Raw genomic sequence first — 20,494 nt, 5'->3', positions numbered from 1 at the left:
ATGATAAATAACCCAAAAAAGTGATACCCATGACCCAGCGAAGAGAGTTTATTAAAAAAAGTGTGTTAGGTACTGCCGGAATTGCCATGGCAGGTATGAGTATGTCTGCTAAATCCTATGCTTCGATCTTAGGAGCCAATGATCGAATCAACATGGCCGTAATTGGTATTAGGGGACAGGGAAGCAACCATATCAATCAATGGTGTGCATTGAAAGATAATCGAAATGTTCGTCTGAAAACGCTCTGTGATGTGGATGAACAATATTTTTCTGAAAAATCGAAAATAGTAATAGAAAAAACGGGTGTGACACCATTAACAGAATGGGATATGCGTGCTGTTTTTGATGATCCGGAAATTGATGGGGTTTCATTTGCTGTGCCTAATCACTGGCATGCATTGGGAACCATATGGGCTTGTCAAGCCGGTAAACATGTGTACGTCGAAAAGCCAGCAAGCCATAATGTCTTTGAAGGAAGAAAAATGGTGGAAGCAGCAAGAAAGTATGATCGAAGGGTCCAAGTTGGTTTTCAAAATCGATCCATTGCCAATGTAATGGAAGCCATGGAGTTTCTGCACGCCGGAGGAATTGGTGAAGTTTACATGGCCAGAGGTCTTTGCTACAAGCCAAGAAATTCATTTGGAAGGGTGGCTGATAGCAACCCACCAGCATCTTTACATTATGATCAATGGTTAGGTCCTGCACCTTATCAACCGTATAATGGAAAAAAGTCCACTATAATTGGCACTGGCATTGGGCTACTGGAAATGGAGATACTGGTAATCAAGGTCCCCATCAATTTGATGTGGCACGTTGGGGATTAAATGCAAATGAACATCCCGTATCAGTTTATTCCTCTGGTGATATTTATGGAGTGACGAAAGCGGAATGTTCTCAAGAAACACCGAATACTCAAACTTCTATTTTTAAATATGCCGATGGAAAGACTTTGGAGTTTGAAACAAGAGGAAGGTATACCAATGGGGAAGCCAGTTTAGGTATTAAAATCGGCAACGTATTTTATGGTACGGATGGATACCTTGAAGTAAATGGAAGTTCGTGGAAAGCTTACAAACAAGATGACAAAAGAACTTTTGCTATGAGTAAAAAGACCCAAGAAGCTGGTCCTAGTAATCAGGTACTGGCTGCTCCTGGTGGGGCAGAGCATTATGCTAATTTTTTGGATGCAATTCGATCTGGAAAAAATGAAACCTTGCATTGCGATATAGAAGAGGGATTTATTTCCTCTACTTTACCATTGATTGCCAATGTCAGTTATTTAACTGGACGACAATTGCATTTTGATGGAAAAACAGAAAAATTCATCAAAGATAAAGAGGCGGATAAACTCTTGACTAGAGATTATCGAAAAGGCTTTGAGGTTCCTAATCAAGTTTAATTGTTATTGACTAATTATGTTTGAATTAAATTCAAGAAGAAGTTTTTTGAAAACAGGGATTGCAGCTGGGCTAGGCTTGGCTGCAGGAAATTTACCGTTTTCACTTCTTGCCGGAAATGCAAGAAAAGGAATGCAATTTGGGTTAGTGACCTATCAATGGGGAAGAGATTGGGATCTTGAAACCTTGATATCAAATTGTGAAAAAACAGGTGTACTTGGGGTGGAACTTCGAACCCAACATGCACACGGAGTGGAAACATCTTTAAGTTCTTCCCAGAGGCTAGAAGTGAAAAAGAGATTTGAAGATAGTCCAGTTACCTGCCTTGGGTATGGAAGTAATTTTGAATATCATAGCCCCGATCCTAAGGTAGTCCAGGATAATATCCAACAAACCAAAGAGTACATCAAACTTTGTAAAGATATTGGTGCAAGCGGGATAAAAGTAAAGCCCAATAATCTCCCTTCCGATGTTCCAAAAGAAAAAACCATTGCTCAAATCGCAGATTCATTTAATAAAATAGGTGCTTTTGCAGGTGATTATGGGCAATTGGTTCGGGTAGAAGTACATGGGAATTTGACTCAGGAATTACCAAATATGAAAGCCATATTTGATCAGGTCAGTGATCCTAATGTGAAAATTTGCTGGAATTGTAATCCAGAAGATTTATTGAGTCCTGGCCTAGAAGCGAATTTCAATTCAGTTAAACAATGGTTCGGAGATACTGTCCATGTCCGGGAGTTCAATGAAGGAGATTATCCCTATCAGGAACTGTTTTATCTGTTCGCAAAAATGGATTATCAAGGTTGGATTTTGATGGAAGCCAGAACTGAACCGAATGATCGGATAGCTGCCCTGAAGGAACAACTGAACTTATTTAATACATTAAAATCAAATGCTTTAGGAATAGTCTAAGCGTTGAAATATAAACCCCAAACAACCCATGCAATTAAAAAAGTCAATTCAATTCGCAGGACTGGTATCTGGTTTTTTGATACTGAATGCCTGCAACTCTGGAAATTCTCAAAATCAAGAAACATCTGATGAAATGGAAAAGTCATCCAATACAGTCCAATTGGTTCAAGATGAAGCTGCTCAAAAAGTAGATGTATTGGTAGATGGAGCCCTTTTCACTTCATTTATTTACCCAGACACCTTGGACAAACCTGTATTGTTTCCTATCAACACCTCGAAAGGAACTACCATCACACGTGGATGGCCTTTAGCTCCAAGACCAGGAGAGCGTTTTGATCATCCTCATCATATTGGCCTATGGTTTAATTATGGAGATGTCAATGGTCTGGATTTCTGGAATAATTCTTATGCGATTCCAGCAGAGAAGAAATCTGATTATGGGCACATCACATTGGAGAAAATAAACTCTATTTCCTCCTCAGGAAATACTGGAAAATTGGAAGTGACCCAAGAATGGAAAAATGAAGCTGGGCAAACTTTATTGGAAGAAAAGACCACCTTTATTTTTGAGGCAACGGATGATACAAGGACAATTGAGCGAATTGCCACCCTAACTGCGAAAAATGGACCCGTTTCATTTACCGACAATAAAGAAGGAATGATTGCAATTAGAGTTGCTAGGCAATTAGAACATCCTTCAACAAAACCTGAACTCTTTACCGATGCATCTGGAAAAATTACGGATGTACCTACGATGAATAATGAAGGAATTACGGGAATGTACACTAGTAGTAACGGAAAAAAGGAGATGATGTGTGGGGAACAAGAGGAGATTGGGTGGAGTTAGCAGGAACTATTGAGGGAGAGCCTATTTCGGTAATTTTATATGACCACCCAGAGAATGTAGGATACCCGACCTATTGGCATGCCAGGGGCTATGGCCTATTTGCAGCAAACCCTCTTGGCCAAAAAGCGATGAGTGAGGGGAAAGAGGAATTAAATTATCAATTAAAAGATGGAGAATCTATGACCTTTAAATTTAAAGTGGATGTAGTTTCTGGAAAGAGTATAAAAGAAGGTCAAATTGTTGAATATTTTAACAGTTGGAAGACAAATTAACCAGTATATATATAATTCATTACAAAAGCACTATTTGTTTATAGTGCTTTTTTTATGTATCAATAGCATATTTATTCAAATTACTTTTCGAAAATGATATCATAAGCATCAATATTATATTCTGGCATCATGTATGAACCAATATAGGAGAACTCACCATAAGGGTGTTTGGTAAACTAAAAAACCTTAATAATCAATTAATTATAAGGGATTATGTGTGATTTTTATCCTCAATTTGTGGGAATAATATTCAATCAATGTTTTTTAGTTTCTATTTAAACTTCTTAAATTATTTGTACATATGATTTTATCTATTCTAAAACGTACTTTCATTCTTTTAGTGCTTTTTAGTTTGGTTTCTTGTATTGATATAAATGGAGTAAATATATTTCCAAATAGGAAAGATGATGGTGTTATTTCTGCTATATTAAATGGAGACCAATTTGAAGTTGAAAGTGGGAAAGGAATTTTTGCCTCTGAACATGTAATTGCAGAGATGAAGCACCGTGATGATTCATTTCTACTAACGGTCTATGGAATTCGTGTTAAAGATGGAGGGAAAGCTCTGGCGCTCGGATTTAAGATAGGCGGAAAGAATCTGGAAGAGCTGTCTAGTGGATCTGAATTCACCGAATGGAATCTGATTGAAAATTCTGAAGTGAATTTTGAAGGGGCTATGGGAGCAGTTGAAATGAGAAATTCTGTCAAATCTAAGGACCATCTCTATCAGGCAAGTTCCAACCATACTGGAGAAATGGAGTTACTTATTACAGAAATTGATGTCAATAAGAAATTGATTTCAGGAAAATTCAGTTTTTCTGCCTTAGATGATGAAAATGGGACTCTTATTGAAGTAGAGAATGGGACCTTTGACAGTATTAAATGGGAATGGATTTAATTTAATTAATGAGTATCAAATAAGTTTTTTAACGTAAAAAACCACTAAAAAGAAATAAACTATAACCAATCTAAAAAACCTAGATTATGATCAAAACAACAAGATTTAGAAATTTGATGATTGCCGTAGCAGCTACTGCATTTATCACATCTTGTACGGAGGAATCAGATGAAACTCCAGCAATCACAGAAAGTGAAGTCACTATTTCTGCAACCCTTGGAATTAGTAGTTTGGAGGATGCCGGTGCTAGAACTACTGATTTAGATTATGGAAATTTTTCGATTGAATCTGTAAAAGTATCCATCGATAACGTAAAGCTAATTTTAAGAGCTACTAGTGAGGATAAGAAGAAGCCAAGTATTGTACAAATAAGAAATAATGAGCCTCAGATTTTAAATTTAGTGGAAGATGGAGAGGTTCAGATTGTACAAATCGGTTCAGTAATGGCTGCAGATGGAGTATATGGCAAGTTAAACTTGGATTTTGTTCATGCTGATGTTCCTGAAGATGACGAAATGTATGGATTATCCATCTTTGCTAAAGTAACCTGGTTCGGTGTCCCTGCTGAGGTTTCTATAGATATCGAAGATGAGATGCTAGTACAGTTCAATCAAGGTATCGAAGTGGCAGGTGCTCAAGATATGTTGTTGACCATGTATATGGATAAATTCTTGGAAGGTGTTAACCCAGCATTAGTATCTGATGGAAATGGCGATGGATTAATTGAAGTTGGTCCAGACAATGTGGATGGTAATGGCCAAGCCTATGATGAAATCGTTTCAAACATTGAAAGTGCGCTTGAAATGAAAAACGGAAAGTTCAAAGACAAGTAAATCTTTTCGACATAAGGTTAATTGATTATTGAAAGCATCAATCTAATTACCACTGGTAAGTTGGATTGGTGCTTTTTTTATGATTTAGAATGCCTGCAATTCCAATACGAACCAATCTTTATGTGGCTTTATAACGCAATTGCAGAAGAAATAGCTTTTTATTATTTAATATCTTTTATAAATTTTATTCAGTGTTGTCCTTAATTTAATTTACTTTAGGAGGAATCGCCAAAGTAACCCTAGTCTAATTATTCAAGAAGGTAAGACTTTCATTTTTCATCCATTTTAAAACCTGTCCATGTCCATTAAGGTTGCTATTAGGCATTTTACCAGATACGATTACAATCGTCATATTTCTTTAGGGCCTCAGGTCATTCGGTTAAGACCTGCCCCACATTCCCGAACATTTATCAAAGGATATTCTCTAAATGTAAAGCCTGAGAACCATTTTATTAATTGGCAACAGGATCCTTTTGGAAATTACCTGGCAAGAATTGTATTTCCTGAAAAAGTCAAGTTTTTTGAAATAGATGTAGAGGTGATTGCCGATATGGTGGTCATCAACCCTTTTGATTTTTTTGTAGAAGACTATGCTCACACATTTCCATTTACCTACGAAGAAGGGTTAAGTGCGCAACTAGGACCTTATTTAGAGAAAAAGGAATCAGGACCTTTATTGATGGAGCTGGTAGCAAAAGCCAAAAGCTTACTTAAAAAAGATATGATTACAGTAGATTATTTGGTGGCTATCAACCAACTAATCTGCCATGAACTGAAATACAATGTAAGAATGGAACCGGGTGTCCAAACTTGTGAAGAATCCATGTTTATAAAATCCGGTTCTTGTCGTGATTTTGCTTGGCTAATGGTAATGGTGCTTAGGCATTTAGGATTGGCCTCAAGATTTGCATCAGGATATTTAGTCCAATTGAAATCTGATGAAAAATCCTTGGATGGACCTTCCGGACCAGAAGAAGATTTTACGGATTTACATGCTTGGACAGAAGTGTTTGTCCCTGGGGCAGGATGGATTGGATTAGATTCAACTTCCGGTTTATTCGCAGGAGAAGGGCATATTCCTTTGGCATGTACTCCTAGCCCTCAAGATGCAGCTCCAATTTCTGGAATGGCTGAACCGGCTGAAACTACCTTCCATTTTGAAAATCAAGTAACCAGAATTGAAGAAACTCCAAGGGTAACCAAACCTTATTCTGAAGAGGTTTGGGAAAAAATCGTTCAGGTAGGTGATCGGGTGGATAAAGATTTAGTTGCGAATGATGTGCGCTTAACAATGGGTGGGGAGCCCACTTTTGTTTCAGTAGATAACCAAGATGCACCAGAATGGAATACTGATGCCGATGGTGAGCATAAAAGGAGTTTATCCAATATACTTTTCCATAAATTAAAAGGGGAGTTTGGTAAGGGAGCATTAATGCAATATGGTCAGGGCAAATGGTATCCAGGAGAACCGCTTCCTAGGTGGAAATTGGCTTGTTTTTGGAGAAAAGATGGCCACCCAATCTGGCATGATGATTCTTTAATGGCAGATATTTCCAAGGATTATAAACTCCATAGTCGTCATGCCAAAAGCTTCATGAATAATTTGGTGACGCAGCTACATGTGGATAAAAACAACATTTCTCCATTATACGAGGACCCCTTTTATTTTATTTGGCAGGAGGGGAGAGTTCCTGTGAATATTGACCCCAAAAAATTCAACTTAAAGTCCTCTCTAGAAAGACAAAAACTTGCTGAATTATTAAATAAAGGTTTGGGTAAACCAGTGGGTTTTGCTGTTCCATTGGAATGGGAGTTAAATGAACAAAGATGGCAGAGTTGTAGATGGAAATTTAGGAGAGATGATTTGTATTTAATACCCGGAAATTCTCCAGCAGGCTTAAGACTTCCATTGGATTCCATAGAGCATACTGCCGAGAAAGACGAACCAATAACACCTGTTCAAGACTTGTTCGCCCCAGTAAAAAAGCTTCCAAAGTCCTCTAAAAATTAAGCTCAAAAAGTCCCCTATTAATTCAAAAAGGATTTTTAAAACCACTCTAGTGGTGGAAGTCAGAGAAGGAAAACTATTTGTGTTTTTCCCCCCAACCACCCATATCGAGCATTATTTGGATCTGGTCAGTGCAGTGGAACGAACTGCCAAAAAGATGAAATTGCCTGTGTTGATTGAAGGTTACGATCCACCTTCAGACAAAAGGATAGAAAAAATGATGATTACTCCAGATCCAGGAGTAATTGAAGTAAATATTCAACCAGCCAAATCCTGGAAAGAGGTGCTGCATAATTACAGGATACTGTATGAAAAAGCACGGGAGTCGAGGTTGATCAGCGAGAAATTTAATGTGGATGGAAAGCATACTGGGACAGGAGGAGGAAACCATATTACACTTGGAGGAACTTCCCCAGAAAATAGTCCTCTGCTTAGAAGGCCAGATGTATTGCGAAGTTTTATTACCTATTGGCAACACCATCCTGCATTATCTTATTTGTTTTCTACCCAATTTATTGGTCCTACAAGTCAAGCACCAAGGGTGGATGAAGGAAGAGATGATATGTTGTACGAACTAGAGTTGGCTTTTCAACAAGTTCCTGATGGAAAAGAAAATGAGATCCCATTCTGGATGGTAGATCGAATTTTTAGAAACCTTTTGGTAGACATTACAGGGAATACCCACAGGGCTGAGTTCTGTATTGATAAATTGTATTCACCTGATTCGAGTAGTGGTCGATTGGGAATCCTTGAATTTAGAGGATTTGACATGCCTCCTCATTATAGGATGAGTATGGTACAATTGCTTTTGATCAGAGCCTTGATGAGTTGGTTTTGGAAAGAACCTTACAAGCACAAGCTCGTGCGATGGGGGACTTCCCTCCATGACAAATTTTTACTTCCGCATTACTGCCAAAAAGATATGTTGGAAGTAGTTAATGATCTAAAAAGAGCGGGTTACGATTTTGATATTTCTTGGTTTGATCCATTCTTCAGTTTTAGATTTCCATTTATCGGAGAGCTGCAGGCAGATGAAATCCATATTGATTTGACGATGGCCATTGAACCTTGGCATGTATTGGGCGAGGAGATTTCAAGTTCTGGTACAGCCAGGTATGTGGATTCTTCCTTGGAACGTTTACAGGTGAAAATTACGGGATTGACAGATTCCAGATATGAATTGCTTTGCAATGGGTTTAAGATTCCTTTGAAAAACACTGGAGTACATGGAGAATATGTGGCTGGGATCCGGTATCGAGCATGGCAACCTTATTCGGCATTACATCCAACGATAGGAATTGATACCCCTTTGGTCATTGATCTTTATGATACCTGGACCAAGAAATCTGTCGCTGCATGTCAATACCATGTGGTGCATCCAGGCGGAAGGAGCTATGATAACTTTCCAATTAATAGCAATGAGGCAGAGGCTCGAAGAATTTCCAGGTTTTTCGACTTTGGACATACAATTACCAAAGAGAATCCTATTAATTTCACAGCAAAAGACGACCATCAAACCGGAAGGTATATTACCAAGTTAGAGGGTCCTATCGAATACGAGGATACTTCGGAAATCGTAAACCCCGAATTTCCGTATACAATGGACCTTCGTCGTTATAAAAAACGATGAGGGTAAAATTATAGAATGTGCAATTAGTTCAAGCAAGAGGAATGATTGAGTCATATCTTATTGAAAAGATGTTCAATAATGCGCCGTTTCTTGATGAAATGGCCACCGACCAAGGTAAAATACATTCCCATTGGGAGCGGATAGCCAAATATTACGAACAAATTGGCTCGGAGAAAATGCGGCAATTTCAAGAGGAAGTAAGCCGTCAACTTCGGGAAAATGGGGTCACCTACAATGTATATGGAGATCCGGATGGGATGAATCGTCCCTGGATTTTGGATCCTGTACCCATGGTTTTCAATACAGAGGAATGGGAAGGAATTGAAAAAGGATTGGTTCAAAGGACTCAGTTATTAAATCTGATCCTCAGTGATTTATATGGTGATCAGAAATTGATCAAAGAGGGGCTAATTCCTTTTGAGTTGATCTTTAATCATCGAGGCTTTTTAAGACAAGCCCATAATATCAAGATAGATGGGGAACAACAACTGATTCAATATTCTTCGGATTTGGCCAGAGGTCCCAATGGAATGATGTGGGTTCTTCATGACCGAACCGATGCTCCTTCTGGAGCTGGATATACCTTTGAGAATAGGGCAGCAATGACTCGGGTTTTTCCCGAGCTAATTCGCGAAAATCATGTTCGCAAAATCACTTCTTATTACCAAACCTTCAAAAATACTCTTGGACATCTTACCAACAATAAGGAAAACCCAAGAGTGGTGTTGCTTTCTCCTGGTCCTACCAATGAAACCTTCTTTGAGCATGCCTATATTTCCTCTTTTATGGGATTTACCTTGGCCTTTGGAGAGGATTTAACAGTCAGCGGAGGATATGTTTGGCTTAAGACCATTAAGGGGCTAGAAAAAGTAGACGTGATTATCCGTAGGGTGGATGATGTTTTTTGTGATCCCTTGGAATATAAAAATGATTCGCATTTAGGGGTAGTTGGTTTAATGGAGGCAGTCCGTCAGAAAAAGTATTGGTCATTAATCCCTTGGGTTGTCGGGTAATGGAGAACCCAGGTCTAATGGCTTTTCTTCCAAAAATATCCAAACATTTATTGGGTCAGGATTTAGTATTGCCTTCAGTAGCTACTTGGTGGTGTGGACAGCCGAAAGAGAAAAAATTTGTTTTTGATCATATTGAAACCTTGGTGATCAGAAATATTTATAGAGGTACCAACCATAAATCAATATTTGGAGGGGATCTCAGTAAGGAACAAATTCAAACTTTAAAGAAGCAGATTGAAAAGAATCCCTATATGTATGTGGGACAGGAAATGGTGGACTTCTCCACATCTCCCTCTTGGATCAACAATAAACTGGAAGCCAGGAATGCAGTATTCAGAAGTTATGTGATTGCCGATTCTGAGAATAATAATTATAAAGTAATGCCTGGTGGGCTTTCGAGAAGCTCTCCTGAAAAGGGAGCCTTTTTGGTTTCAAATCAAACTGGTGGAATCAGTAAGGATACTTGGGTGTTGGGTAAATCAAAAGAGCCCATCACCGTTGTTTCAAAGAGTATCAAAGCTCAACCTTTGGTAAGAAATGTCTTGCCTAGTCGTACAGGAGAAAGGCTATTTTGGCTAGGTCGTTATTTAGAAAGATCCTCTTATGCGGTTCGGTTAATGCGGATGACTTTGTTGTCTTATAATGAGGCTGACGAGGATATCCATATTCATGAGACTCCTGTTTTAAGTACCTTATTGAGGACTTTAACCATATTAACAGGAACTGGTCCAGGTTTTATGGAAAAGGCCACTTTAATGAATCCGGAGGATGAATTGTTGGATTTGGTACATAAAATTGACAAGCCTGGAAGTTTAGCTTATTCGATCCAATCTTTCCTTACCAATGCCTATGCAGTTCGGGATCGATTGAGTTTGGATACATGGAGGATTCTTGACAGCATTTCAGAAGAACTGAATAAAATGCGGCAAAGCAATACTTCCTTGATGCAAGCCTATCATAGTTTGGATAATATGGTAGTCAAATTAATGGCTTTCTATGGGTTGAATATTGACAATATGACTCGGGAACCAACTTGGCACTTGTTAAACATTGGCCGTTTTATTGAATCTGCTGCAAACAATTGCACCATTTTAAGAGGGATGCTTTGTCAGTCTTTTGATGCAGAGTCCAATAAAGAATTGATGGAAGATACCTTACGCTGTAATGAGAGCTTGGTGACTTATAGGTATCGCTATAGATCCAACTTGGAAATGCATGGGGTATTGAGTCTTTTGATCTTACATGAGGATAACCCAAGATCCTTGATCTATCAATTGTTGGAAATTGACCAGCATTTAAAATCCTTGCCGAATCAGGATGACCATGAAATGTTTGGGGTGGATCGAAAAAAGTTGTTGGAGGCAATTACCAAAATAAGGTTATGCGATATAGATTTAATTTCAACACCAAATCCTGATACTGGAAGCTTTGAAAACTTGACCACCTTATTAGATCAGGTGGTTGAATTGCTTCACGACACTTCTGATAGGATTTATGAGAAATATTTCAGCCATACCGGATCTGGATATAGCATGATTCAAACTTCTGTCATTCCTGAGATATGAAATACCAAGTAATACATATCACGGATTATATCTATGAATTTCCTGCCACACTTTGCCATAATTTGATGTTTCAAATTCCGCAGGACTTGGAATTTCAAAAGGTAAATAAATATGTCTGTGAAATCAGTCCCAAGCCAAGCTCCGAAGTAGGAAGAGAAGATTTTTTTGGAAATAAATATCTGTATTTCTCCGTGGAGCGATCCCATAAGAAACTTACCGTTACTTCGCAGAGTTTGCTGGAATTGAGTACACCGAATTGGATATATGTGGATCCTAAATCAACCCAACCTTGGGAAGAGGTGGTGGAATGGTTACATACAACAGAGGCCCCTAATGATATCAGGCAATATTACTTGGAGTCAAACCATGTGGAATTTATTGAAGGAATCAAGGAGTATGCATTAAAGTCATTTACTTCGAAGCGGCCGATCATGGAAGCCATGCTGGATTTAAACACTCGAATTTTCAAGGATTTTGCCTTTACTCCGGGTTTTACGGATATCAGTACACCACTTCAAAAAGTGTTTGATCATAAGAAAGGCGTTTGTCAGGATTTTGCCCATTTTTCATTGGCTTGTCTGCGATCTCTGGGGCTTTCGGCCAGGTATGTCAGTGGGTACATAGAAACCTTGCCTCCTCCGGGAAAACCCAAGCTGATAGGATCTGATGCATCCCATGCCTGGATCGCGATTTATATTCCTGAACATGGTTGGGTAGAATTTGATGCAACCAATAATTTGCTGGTCAATGACAAACATATCCGGGTAGCGGTAGGCCGGGATTTTGCAGATGTTACACCCCTAAAAGGGATCGTTTACAGCGGTAGTGAGCAAGAAATGAAAGTGAGTGTGGATGTGACGAATTTGGAAGAGGAATTATTGATTTAATGGGGGCGCTATACGTGCTTATGAATCGTGTTATAAAGGAACAGGTCTTGGTTAAGGTAGGTCCTCCCAATTGATTTGTGGGTTATGGTTCTTTTTAGCTCTTTGATGCATACTGTTTAGCTCTGTGTTCTGATTAAAAAAGCCACCGTTTTGTAAGAAGAATTCACCATTGATTTCTCCCCCAGCAAAATCTTTTCTATATCCTCTTTTTGCGATATCGTCCCCGGTGAATTTTGCGTCCGTAAGCTCCATCCATTCTCCATTAGTATTTCTTGCCCATTGATTGGAATAGTGAGCAGAACGTTGAATGTTTCCGGATTCAGGGATAAAGTTTTCCAAAAAGGAATGTGGTCTTTGGTACCAGGTATCCGTTTTGGGTCTTAAAAAGCTGGCGATCAACATCCATTTTCCAACTTCTGGATCCATGAAATATGCAGTGTAAATCGTATTGCCTTTGCCATCTGGTTCAACTGAATTCAAGAATTTATAGGTGTCGCCGGCTTTCCAAGGATAGACCAAATAGCTTTGACCTCCAGAACCTTCGTTACCGAATTCACCCGTGTATACCCCATCCCCTTTTTTCAGGAGTAAGATTTTTTCCTCTTTAGGGATAGTAGTCGGGTCATCTGTTTGGAAAGGGCTCCAGACTGAAAATAAAATTCTTCTTTCATCTGGGCCGTTCACTTGAATTCCAAAATACCCCTCCCCAAATCCATTAGCCATATAATAGGAACCGATAGGATCTTGTCCCTCAGGAACCCGGACTTCATTGTAAAACCATTTAAAATTCTGGCTATCGGGCAAGGAATAAGTTAGGTGAACAGAAGGTCCTCTGCGGCCCCAATAAAAGCGGTTGTTTTCATTGTCTTTGATAAATTCCAGCATGAGATCCTCCTTGGAAGCAAAGATTAAATTCTTGATGTTGGCAAAGTGTTTACCGGATTTTGTCAATCCATTTAATCGAAACTGATTATATCCTTCTTTGAGTTGAAATTTTCCTACCTCCCTAGAACCAGATTGTCCAGCTTCCAGTCTTACTTGGTAGCTTTGATCTAATGAAATAGATAATTCTGAATCTGCTTCTTGAGGAAGTAGATCCAGGGCTAGAAAAATTGTTTGGTTCCGTTCTGACTTTACATAAATGCTAAATTCTGATTGATCATCGGCCCATGTTTCTATTCCATTTTCCCCAATCTTTTCTTGGAATTCCCTGCTGTTTGGTAGGTATTTCCTCCTAATGGTATTTGGATATAATGATCATATGAAATGGAAGACCCTCTTCGTTTAAAGTGCAGGCAAACGTAGCTTGGAATGCAAGAAGCAGGAATAAAAAGCAATAAAATTTCATGTGCTAGTGGTTTGGATGCCAAATATATCATCAAAGCCAGCAAAATGGATGGTTTTTATAGGGAAGTTCTTAAATGGAAAATTGAATCCAGTTTGAAAAAGAAGTTTATAGCCCCTAAAAACTCCAACCCAAACCTAAATAAATGGACTCAGGCAATCCTACTCCTGTTCTGAGCATAAAGTGTTTTCCTGGTTTTTGAAGCCTATATCCTGTGGAAAAGGAGACGACTGGAATCTCCGAATCCACTTCTTTAAATCCGATGTTTGGACCTGCACTGATTTCAAAATGGTTGGCCTTTTTACCTGTAAATACGCCGTATTGGAGGTACGTGAAATTGCCTTTCCCTCCCCATACTCCATAAGCTCCAATTCCAAATCTTAGGTAGGTAGCGGTAACCCATTTCTCTTTTGGCAGGGAAATAATTCGTTCGTAATTGGATGTGGCTGCAGCATATAAACCCGCAAATCCCAAACTACCTTGTAAAGAGTTTTTATAGAATTCTGGTTGATTACCTATTGTTTGTGCCTTTGTGTCAACTGTAGCAATGTTAAAGCATAGAAAGAATAGAATAATAAAAAACTGAAATTTCATTTGGATAGGCTTTGGGTGGTAAAACTATTCTTCTTCAATGGAGCTATACTTCTATGAAAAGTACAATAATTGTGGAGTATCTCGCTTAAAATCTTCTAATTTATTTTGACACTTTTTCTTTTTCAATTTTATTCTCCATTCATCAAAAAATGAAAGAAAGAAACCCTTCCAGTGGGGATCGCCTTTCTGCTTTGGAAGTATTAGTTTAAATTAAGTGCTTGGCATTAGGGGTTTAATTAATGCTACCTTCATCCAAACCACCACCTATTATTATTTTTATGAAGAAAAATTATCATGCTATTTACACGCTGCTTTGTCTAGGAGTGATGTTAAGTTGTAAATCCAACGAATATGGGTTTACAGACAAGGTCATAAAAAGTAGTCAAAAGCTGATAGGTCTGAATTTTGAAAAGCCTGCAAGAGAAACCATGAGCGGGTATTTAGGGAGGAATAAGTCAGGGTATGATAGCTTGAGAAGCTATGAAATTTCCAATGAAACTTTTCCTGCAATAACTTTTGATCCACATCCCTTGGGTTTTGTTTTTCCAGAGAAAGTTGAAAATCCTGAATTCATTATTCCTGAACAGGTAGAAGTCCCCGAAAACTTTGAAGAGCTTGCATTTTACACCATACCCCAGCTAGCTTCATTGATCAAGAACAAGAAAGTGACTTCAGAGGAACTTACCCGTCTTTTTATTGATCGAATCAAACGCTATGATGATCAGTTAGAATCGGTCATTACCCTTACTGAGGATTTGGCAATGAAGCAGGCCAAACAGGCAGACAAAGAACTAGCTGCCGGTAACTACAGAGGGATTCTACATGGTATCCCTTATGGAGTAAAAGACCTAATGGCAGTAGAAGGATATCCCACCACTTGGGGGGCAGCACCTTACAAAGATCAAATGATTGATTATACCGCCACAGTGGTCAAAAAATTGGAAGACCAAGGAGCAGTCTTAGTTGCCAAATTAGTTTCCGGTTCCCTTGCAAGAGGTGATGTATGGTTTGGAGGGAAAACCAAAAATCCTTGGGATACAACCCAAGGAGCTAGCGGTTCATCTGCAGGATCTGGATCTGCCACTTCTGCAGGTTTGGTCCCCTTTGCCTTAGGAACAGAAACCTTGGGATCCATTACTTCTCCGGCTACCAGAAATGGGGTTACGGGTTTACGTCCAACTTATGGGAGAGTCAGTAGGGCTGGAGTGATGAGCTTGAGTTGGTCAATGGATAAAATTGGGCCTTTGGCGAGGACCGCTGAGGATTGCGAAATCATTTTCAGTGCGATTTATGGAAAAGATGAAAAAGACCCAAGTACCAATGAAGTTCCGTTCAACCATGTTTCTAAAAGCCCAAAAGAATTAAAAGTAGCCTATCTGAAGAAAGATTTGGACAAGGATACCACTGCAATGGGGAATAATCTCCGGGCTTCTTTGGAAGTTTTTAAAGCAATGGGGGTAAAACCTGACTCCATCGCCTTGCCAGAAAATTTTCCTTATTCAGGTTTTGACATTATCCTCAGAGCGGAGGCGGGAGCTTTCTTTGACGAGTTGGTTCGATCGGGAGAAGTGGATTTGATGGTAGAACAGCATGGGGGTTCAAGAGCCAATTCCTTGAGACAGTCCCGTTTTATTCCAGCAGTAGAATATCTTCAGGCTAATCGTCAGCGAAGGCAATTGATTGAAGAGGTCAATCAGTTGTTCCAGGAATACGATGTGATCATTGCTCCTAGCTTTGGTGGAAGGCAGTTGCTGATCACCAATCTTACCGGGCATCCGGTAATATCTGTTCCCAATGGATTTGATAAGAAAGAGCGTCCCACCAGTTTTACGTTGATTGGTAATTTATACGATGAAGGTAGTATTCTGGCATTGGCCAAGGCGTTTCAGGATGCAACTGATTTTGAAGAAAAACATCCACCAAAATTTATTGATTAGGAGAAGTTTAAATGAGCTAGATGATGTCCTATAAAAAAGGTTTAAAGAGTCCCATTCGCGCAATAGGAATACAGGAATTCTTGAAAGAATTCATTTATCAAATTCCTGGATTTTCTACAGGGCAGGAGATAGAATTAAGAATTACCTGTACTTATATTTTTACACTTGTTCCTAATCTTAATCCGGTAGAAACTCCAGTTCTATTGGTCCCGAATTTTAAGTTTAATGCCCAAAAAGAATCTATTGAAGAAGCGTTGAATAAATTGGTTTTGGATATTAAGTCCCATCTTAATGGATGGCTTTCTGATCATTTTAAAAACAATGAAATTGGAGAGTTTCAGTTTGAAGTAATGCTGCTATCCAATCAAAAAAGCACAGGTGAAAACAGAAAATATGTTGGAGTCTATCCCCTTATGTAATGGGCTGTCCCATACTGGAAATCTTTGATAAATGGAATTAGCGCATATTTCAGATGAAGAATTTGATTCTCTTAATCCTCTAAGAGTACAAAAGGTCTCAGGTACCCAATGGACCCCAATTTCGGTGGTAAAGAAAGCAATTGCTTATTTAGGGGTTGACGGGCAATCCATTTTAGATATTGGTTCAGGTGCAGGTAAATTCTGTTTAATTGCGGGTTCCCTTGGAAACTCCAAAATAGTAGGGATTGAGAAGAAAGAAAGCTTGTTCAAATTATCCCAAAAACTCAAGGTTGAATTCGGCCTAAAAAATGTGAATTTTATCCATGGAGACATCAAGGAACTTGACTTTTCCCAATTTGATCATTTTTACTTTTTTAATGCATTTGAAGAATATGTGAACCTGAAAGATCAACTGGATAAAGAAATAATGATTGATCCTGAATATTTTCAATCCATGATTGACTGGATCAATCAGAAGTTTGATGATGCGCCAAAAGGAACAAAAATAGTGACTTATTGTGGGGACTGCAGAGAAATCCCTGAAAGCTATAGTTTGGTTAAATCCAGTAATCGAGGGAAACTTAGATTTTGGGTTAAAAGAGTTTGATTAACGATTCCAAACCTTTTTATCAAAACCCTTGTATTAACTTTTATGAGAATCCTGATATTTCTTTTTCCTATGGTAATGCTTTTTGCTAGTATTTCATTTGGCCAGGATGTAGTTTTTGAGCTCCGGTCAAATGGAGAGTATTTCTCCGCTAGTGAATACCAATATATTGAGGTGATTGACCGAAGAAAAAACAAGTCAGACATCGGGGTAATGTTTGATTCCAATGGAAAGAAACATCATGTCAAATTCAAAGGGTCCTTGGAAAAGGAAGCATTGGATTTATTTCAGGGAAAAGTAACAACAACCTCCAATACCTTCCATAGAATTCAGGTTCATGTTATGGAATTGGAACTGAATGAGCAACTCAATACGGCTACCAAACTTTATGAAGGTGGAGTTCAAATGAAGCTGAGTTACTTCCTGATTGGAAAAGCTGACCCAATCCTTTAGTGGATTATTCAGGAAGTTTGAATTATAGAAGAACTGCCAATCGAGGAGATCAGGTAAGGTATGTTGTGAATAGCATCTTCCATAAATCCCTTGAGTTCTTTGATTCATGGGAAAAGGCACAAAACCTTGGAAATCCAAGTTTGGCAAAAAAGTAAGACTTAAAATTACAGATCACCTGAGAGAGAGTTCAAAAGACACGGTGTTTTATCATCCTGATCGACCTTTAAATTGGGGTGATTTTAGGGATTCACCTCAGCCCACCAGTAAATTCAACGCCACTATTTTCTCCAGCTTTTCCATGGCAGGAACCTCTGTGATGGATAACGGCACCATCGTACAGGAATTGGATTTTAAAGTTTACATGCTTCCAAAGCAGTCTTGGGTCAAGCATGCAAGTGATTATGGAATCATGCATGAACAGCTACATTTTGATGTAGTACGGATCGCTGTAGATCGCTTGATCCACCGTTTACAAAACCTTGAACTGGATCCAGAATTTTTCAGGCTACATTGAATACAGAATACCTGGACGCAATGAGGGAGCTTTCAAAGCTTCAAGAGCTTTACGATGGGCAAACCCGGCATGGATTGGATAAAATTAAACAGGCGGAATGGGAAAAAGAATTAAGAAGGCTTTGGCTGGCGACTGGGAGGAAATTGAACAGTATTTACATCCATAAATCTCCCCCTCAATTTTTCAATTTCAAATTGAATAATGGATTATAGGGCACCAAAACATGCACACCTAACCGTTTAGCTAATTATAAAACCAAACAGGCAAAAAATTCAAAACTCAGCTAAATTATAGTCATATTACTAGAAGGAATCTTTTCTAATGCTTTGAAAAGGAATAAGAAAGGGTTTTGTATCAGTTTTTTAACATACACCCAACGATAAGACTAAAAATAGTATGAGTTTACAAATCAAATCAACTTCGGAGGCCTATGATGTGATCATTGTTGGATCTGGAGCCGGAGGTGGAATGGCCTCCAAAATTTTATCAGAAGCCGGGCTTACGGTAGCTGTGGTTGAGGCCGGAGGGGATTTTGATCCTGCCAAGGAAGAAGATAGAACCCAATTGCGACCACCTTGGGAATCCCCAAGAAGAGGGGCAGGGACGCAGATTAGGCCTTTTGGGGATTTTGATGCTGCGATCGGTGGATGGGAAATGGAAGGGGAACCATATACCCGAAAAAACGGAACTCAATTTGACTGGTTCCGGTCTAGAATGGTGGGGGAAGAACCAATCACTGGGGGAGGATTTCGCTTCGATTTGGTCCCAATGATTTTAAAAGAGCGAGTATTGATGGATTGGGGGATGATTGGCCGATCGGTTATGATGACTTGAAGCCCTATTACGATAAAGTGGATCAGCTCATCGGGGTATTTGGTTCAAAAGAGGGAATATATAATGAACCTGATGGTTTTTTTCTTCCTCCTCCCAAACCCAGGTTACACGAACTATTCATTAAAAGGGGGACTGACAAGGCCAACATCCCGATGATTCCAGGGAGGCTTTCCATGCTGACCCGTCCGATCAATAATGAGCGGGGAGTATGTTTTTTCTGCCGTCAATGTAACCGTGCCTGTCAGGTCTATGCAGATTTCTCGGCTGGAACCTGTCTGATCCATCCAGCTATGAAAAAAGGGAAGGTGGATTTGTATACCCATTCTATGGTTCGGAAGGTTACCACCAATGAGGAAGGAAAAGCTACCGGGGTTTCTTTTGTGAGCAAACAGGACATGAAAGAATACAAATTGAGATCCAGAGTAGTGGTCTTGGGTGCCTCTGCTTGCGAATCCGCCAGAATCATGATGAATTCCAAATCCAAGACTTACCCCAACGGGATTGGAGGTGACTCTGGGGTTTTGGGAAGATACCTGCATGATTCTACCGGTGCCAGTAGGTCCGGGATTTTACCTGCCCTATTTGGTAGAGATCGCTACAATGAAGATGGAGTTGGAGGAATGCATATGTATACTCCTTGGTGGTTGGATAACAAGAAACTGGACTTTGCCAGGGGGTACCATATCGAATATGGAGGAGGAATGAGTCAACCTGGGTATGGAGAAGGTTCAGGTATGGATTCCATGCGCAAATATCTGAAGGATGAATTCGGAAACCCCAAAGAAGGAGGAGGCTATGGTGAAGGTTTGAAAAAAGACGTTCGGACACTCTATGGAGCAAGAATTGGGATGGCAGGAAGAGGGGAGAGCGTTCCTCGGTATGACAATTACTGTGAGATTGACCCAGATACTGTAGATAAATATGGCATCCCTGTGCTTCGCTTTCATTACAATTGGACAGATCAGGAAATCAAGCAGGCCAAACATATGCAAGATACATTTGAAGAGATTTTGACCAATGCAGGGGCCATCCTGTTGGGCAAGAAACAAGGCCCTGAAACACAGTATGGCCTGGCAGCTCCTGGAAGGATTATTCATGAAGTAGGTACGGTAAGAATGGGCAATGATCCTAAGACTTCTGTGCTCAATTCCAACTGCCAGTCACATGACTGTGATAATCTGTTTGTCGTGGATGCAGGACCATTTGTTTCCCAGGCAGATAAAAACCCGACTTGGACGATTCTTGCCTTGAGCTGGAGAACCTCCGATTATATTATTGATCAGTTAAAAAAGAAAAATATCTAGGCCATGAACAGAAGAGAAAACTTAAAGCTACTTTTTACCGGTTCTATTGGTACTGGTCTGATCTTGACTGGATGCTCACCGGAAGAGCAGGCAATGCCTCAGGTGCATTTACTGGAGGGAGGAACCATTGGAGGAAGAACGGAAGAAGAAATTCAGCGGGATCAGGAATTGTTATCGGAGACTTTTTCACCGAGGATGAACGCAGGAAATTAAACACCTTAG

The 20,494-nt window shown here is 39.4% G+C and carries 18 protein-coding genes and 5 pseudogenes; 20 read left to right on the top strand and 3 right to left on the bottom strand.

Annotation, left to right across the window (positions count from 1 at the left end):
* Positions 1–29: 29 nt before the first annotated feature.
* The 12 genes and pseudogenes from V8V91_RS02700 to V8V91_RS02645 all read left to right on the top strand — a co-directional run bounded on the left by V8V91_RS02700 (position 30) and on the right by V8V91_RS02645 (position 12,265).
* Complete coding sequence (locus V8V91_RS02700; RefSeq protein WP_373398643.1) at positions 30–824, top strand: Gfo/Idh/MocA family oxidoreductase; 795 nt, start codon at positions 30–32, stop codon at positions 822–824.
* Positions 797–1,186 (top strand): annotated as a pseudogene (locus V8V91_RS02695) (gfo/Idh/MocA family oxidoreductase); the annotation flags it as partial. The gene V8V91_RS02700 and the pseudogene V8V91_RS02695, both read left to right, overlap by 28 nt.
* On the top strand, positions 1,181–1,399 hold the full coding sequence (locus tag V8V91_RS02690) for a hypothetical protein (RefSeq protein ID WP_373400601.1): 219 nt from the start codon (positions 1,181–1,183) through the stop codon (positions 1,397–1,399). The pseudogene V8V91_RS02695 and the gene V8V91_RS02690, both read left to right, overlap by 6 nt.
* Before the next feature lie 46 nt (positions 1,400–1,445).
* On the top strand, positions 1,446–2,312 hold the full coding sequence (locus V8V91_RS02685) for a sugar phosphate isomerase/epimerase family protein (protein WP_373398642.1): 867 nt from the start codon (positions 1,446–1,448) through the stop codon (positions 2,310–2,312).
* A gap of 28 nt (positions 2,313–2,340) precedes the next feature.
* Positions 2,341–3,431 (top strand): annotated as a pseudogene (locus tag V8V91_RS02680) (PmoA family protein).
* Between the two features lie 301 nt (positions 3,432–3,732).
* Positions 3,733–4,329 carry a hypothetical protein gene (locus V8V91_RS02675; RefSeq protein WP_373398641.1) on the top strand — a complete coding sequence of 199 codons (597 nt, stop codon included), beginning with the start codon at positions 3,733–3,735 and terminating at the stop codon, positions 4,327–4,329.
* An 86-nt stretch (positions 4,330–4,415) separates the two neighbouring features.
* A complete protein-coding gene (locus V8V91_RS02670) occupies positions 4,416–5,162 on the top strand; it encodes a hypothetical protein (protein ID WP_373398640.1) in 747 nt (248 codons plus the stop codon).
* A gap of 298 nt (positions 5,163–5,460) precedes the next feature.
* Complete coding sequence (locus V8V91_RS02665; RefSeq protein WP_373398639.1) at positions 5,461–7,173, top strand: transglutaminase family protein; 1,713 nt, start codon at positions 5,461–5,463, stop codon at positions 7,171–7,173.
* Between the two features lie 52 nt (positions 7,174–7,225).
* A complete protein-coding gene (locus tag V8V91_RS02660; protein WP_373398638.1) occupies positions 7,226–8,800 on the top strand; it encodes a transglutaminase family protein in 1,575 nt (524 codons plus the stop codon).
* A 41-nt stretch (positions 8,801–8,841) separates the two neighbouring features.
* Positions 8,842–10,157, top strand: a pseudogene (locus V8V91_RS02655) (circularly permuted type 2 ATP-grasp protein); the annotation flags it as partial.
* Positions 10,158–10,193: 36 nt separating this feature from the next.
* Positions 10,194–11,378, top strand: coding sequence for an alpha-E domain-containing protein (locus V8V91_RS02650; protein ID WP_373400600.1), 1,185 nt, complete (start codon positions 10,194–10,196; stop codon positions 11,376–11,378).
* On the top strand, positions 11,375–12,265 hold the full coding sequence (locus V8V91_RS02645) for a transglutaminase N-terminal domain-containing protein (RefSeq protein ID WP_373398637.1): 891 nt from the start codon (positions 11,375–11,377) through the stop codon (positions 12,263–12,265). The genes V8V91_RS02650 and V8V91_RS02645 overlap by 4 nt, the downstream gene beginning before the upstream one ends.
* A gap of 51 nt (positions 12,266–12,316) precedes the next feature.
* On the opposite strand, the gene V8V91_RS02640 is transcribed toward V8V91_RS02645, so the two are convergent.
* From V8V91_RS02640 to V8V91_RS02630, 3 genes and pseudogenes are all read right to left on the bottom strand, one after another.
* A complete protein-coding gene (locus tag V8V91_RS02640) occupies positions 12,317–13,216 on the bottom strand; it encodes a DUF3472 domain-containing protein (RefSeq protein WP_373398636.1) in 900 nt (299 codons plus the stop codon).
* Between the two features lie 3 nt (positions 13,217–13,219).
* Positions 13,220–13,444, bottom strand: a pseudogene (locus tag V8V91_RS02635) (DUF5077 domain-containing protein); the annotation flags it as partial.
* Between the two features lie 283 nt (positions 13,445–13,727).
* A complete protein-coding gene (locus V8V91_RS02630; protein WP_373398635.1) occupies positions 13,728–14,204 on the bottom strand; it encodes a hypothetical protein in 477 nt (158 codons plus the stop codon).
* 278 nt (positions 14,205–14,482) lie between these two features.
* Here V8V91_RS02630 and V8V91_RS02625 point away from each other — a divergent pair, with 278 nt between their 5' ends.
* From V8V91_RS02625 to V8V91_RS02590, 8 genes and pseudogenes are all read left to right on the top strand, one after another.
* Positions 14,483–16,141, top strand: a complete 1,659-nt coding sequence (locus V8V91_RS02625) for an amidase (protein ID WP_373398634.1) — start codon at positions 14,483–14,485, stop codon at positions 16,139–16,141.
* Between the two features lie 80 nt (positions 16,142–16,221).
* On the top strand, positions 16,222–16,560 hold the full coding sequence (locus V8V91_RS02620; protein ID WP_373398633.1) for a hypothetical protein: 339 nt from the start codon (positions 16,222–16,224) through the stop codon (positions 16,558–16,560).
* Positions 16,561–16,591: 31 nt separating this feature from the next.
* Positions 16,592–17,167, top strand: coding sequence for a class I SAM-dependent methyltransferase (locus V8V91_RS02615; RefSeq protein WP_373398632.1), 576 nt, complete (start codon positions 16,592–16,594; stop codon positions 17,165–17,167).
* Between the two features lie 45 nt (positions 17,168–17,212).
* Positions 17,213–17,620: a hypothetical protein gene (locus V8V91_RS02610; protein WP_373398631.1), complete on the top strand. Its 408-nt coding sequence runs from the start codon at positions 17,213–17,215 to the stop codon at positions 17,618–17,620.
* Positions 17,621–17,726: 106 nt separating this feature from the next.
* A complete protein-coding gene (locus V8V91_RS02605) occupies positions 17,727–18,134 on the top strand; it encodes a hypothetical protein (protein ID WP_373398630.1) in 408 nt (135 codons plus the stop codon).
* Positions 18,135–18,154: 20 nt separating this feature from the next.
* The gene (locus tag V8V91_RS02600) at positions 18,155–18,346 is read left to right on the top strand and encodes a hypothetical protein (RefSeq protein ID WP_373398629.1); all 192 of its coding nucleotides are present in this window, start codon (positions 18,155–18,157) and stop codon (positions 18,344–18,346) included.
* A gap of 184 nt (positions 18,347–18,530) precedes the next feature.
* Positions 18,531–20,272: pseudogene (locus tag V8V91_RS02595) on the top strand (GMC oxidoreductase).
* 3 nt (positions 20,273–20,275) lie between these two features.
* Positions 20,276–20,485, top strand: coding sequence for a hypothetical protein (locus tag V8V91_RS02590; protein ID WP_373398628.1), 210 nt, complete (start codon positions 20,276–20,278; stop codon positions 20,483–20,485).
* Positions 20,486–20,494: the final 9 nt, after the last annotated feature.

This window comes from Algoriphagus halophilus, from assembly GCF_041729275.1.
Classification (GTDB): Bacteria; Bacteroidota; Bacteroidia; order Cytophagales; family Cyclobacteriaceae; genus Algoriphagus; species Algoriphagus halophilus_A.
This window is presented reverse-complemented; position numbering and strand designations above follow the sequence as displayed.

Coding starts and splice junctions, on each gene's coding strand:
- V8V91_RS02700 (WP_373398643.1), top strand. CDS start 30: ATGACCCAGCGAAGAGAGTTTATTAAAAAAAGTGTGTTAGGTACTGCC.
- V8V91_RS02675 (WP_373398641.1), top strand. CDS start 3,733: ATGATTTTATCTATTCTAAAACGTACTTTCATTCTTTTAGTGCTTTTT.
- V8V91_RS02670 (WP_373398640.1), top strand. CDS start 4,416: ATGATCAAAACAACAAGATTTAGAAATTTGATGATTGCCGTAGCAGCT.
- V8V91_RS02665 (WP_373398639.1), top strand. CDS start 5,461: ATGTCCATTAAGGTTGCTATTAGGCATTTTACCAGATACGATTACAAT.
- V8V91_RS02650 (WP_373400600.1), top strand. CDS start 10,194: ATGCCTGGTGGGCTTTCGAGAAGCTCTCCTGAAAAGGGAGCCTTTTTG.
- V8V91_RS02645 (WP_373398637.1), top strand. CDS start 11,375: ATGAAATACCAAGTAATACATATCACGGATTATATCTATGAATTTCCT.
- V8V91_RS02630 (WP_373398635.1), bottom strand. CDS start 14,204: ATGAAATTTCAGTTTTTTATTATTCTATTCTTTCTATGCTTTAACATT.
- V8V91_RS02625 (WP_373398634.1), top strand. CDS start 14,483: ATGAAGAAAAATTATCATGCTATTTACACGCTGCTTTGTCTAGGAGTG.
- V8V91_RS02615 (WP_373398632.1), top strand. CDS start 16,592: ATGGAATTAGCGCATATTTCAGATGAAGAATTTGATTCTCTTAATCCT.
- V8V91_RS02610 (WP_373398631.1), top strand. CDS start 17,213: ATGAGAATCCTGATATTTCTTTTTCCTATGGTAATGCTTTTTGCTAGT.
- V8V91_RS02605 (WP_373398630.1), top strand. CDS start 17,727: ATGGGAAAAGGCACAAAACCTTGGAAATCCAAGTTTGGCAAAAAAGTA.
- V8V91_RS02600 (WP_373398629.1), top strand. CDS start 18,155: ATGAGGGAGCTTTCAAAGCTTCAAGAGCTTTACGATGGGCAAACCCGG.
- V8V91_RS02590 (WP_373398628.1), top strand. CDS start 20,276: ATGAACAGAAGAGAAAACTTAAAGCTACTTTTTACCGGTTCTATTGGT.